This window comes from Photorhabdus heterorhabditis (assembly GCF_001280945.1).
GTDB lineage: Bacteria > Pseudomonadota > Gammaproteobacteria > Enterobacterales > Enterobacteriaceae > Photorhabdus > Photorhabdus heterorhabditis.
In genome coordinates this window covers 1-1,020 of the sequence record NZ_LJCS01000183.1, presented here as the reverse complement: position 1 = coordinate 1,020, position 1,020 = coordinate 1, and the positions used below count along the sequence as shown (strand labels likewise).

The 1,020-nt window shown below is 37.6% G+C and carries 1 protein-coding gene; it reads left to right on the top strand.

Going from position 1 to position 1,020, the window contains the following annotated elements; genetic code table 11:
- Positions 1–59: 59 nt before the first annotated feature.
- The coding region (locus AM629_RS21200; RefSeq protein ID WP_054481777.1) for a DUF6708 domain-containing protein at positions 60–1,020 on the top strand (961 nt) is incomplete at its 3' end.

Here is a 1,020-nt window from a genome sequence, read left to right as displayed (position 1 = left end):
GATAGCAGAATGGAAATGGACGCTTTTAACAAATTAATGACTTCGGCGGAGGCATAATTATGCAATTAGATGGGTTGTATATCCCTTATAAACTGAATCGTTTGTTGACTCAGCAAGAGAAAGACGATCAATTTTATCAGGGGAAACCGACTAGAATAGAGGGCAACGATGGTCGGTATATTGTTGATTACAATACGGTGATCAGTATGAACTCGACTTATATGGAAACGGTAGACAAATACTATAGAGATAAGGGATATGTTAGTTCATTATCTGCGACGTTATTTTTTTGTTATTTAGGCATGGCCTTATTTTCTATTGGTTACACAATTTACCAATATATAAAAGGAGATCATGACATATTGCTAAGTCTTTTAATTTTTTTACCTGCTGCTATATTTATTTTATATTACAGTGGAAAGTTTACCTTAAAAGAGTGGTTTGCAACGACACATTACCCAATTCGGTTTAACCGCAAAACCCAGATGATCCATGTTTACCGTTTTAATGGCACGGTATTATCGATTCCCTGGAAAACGGTATTTTTTACCCGGACAATAGGAAAAGGTAAGTGGCCGGAATGGAGCATCTACGGTCATATTCTGGCAGATGATCAAGAAACGGTATTGGATACGTTTAATCTTGGGCTTTCCGGTTTGCGGGAAATGATGCCAGGTTATTGGGAATTTATTCGCTGCTATATGGAGGAAACGTGTTTACAGGAACAAGCGAACATTATCTTATTATGTCCTCCTATTGAGAAACAGAAAGAAACCTTTGTTTTTGGATTACAGTACCAGATACAAATAACTTCTCGTCTGGAATGGTTATCTGAGATTATACAATTACCTATAACCTTATTAACCAGTATCGCTCGCTATGTTGGTATGAAAACTAGCAAAATACCGCAATGGCCTCAGGAAGTAGAAGACGCTTGTCAGGTTGATCCTGATGACCCGATTAATGTCAATGCCGCGAATAATCCTGTGCATTTATGGCGTTATATTTTGGCGAATCAGA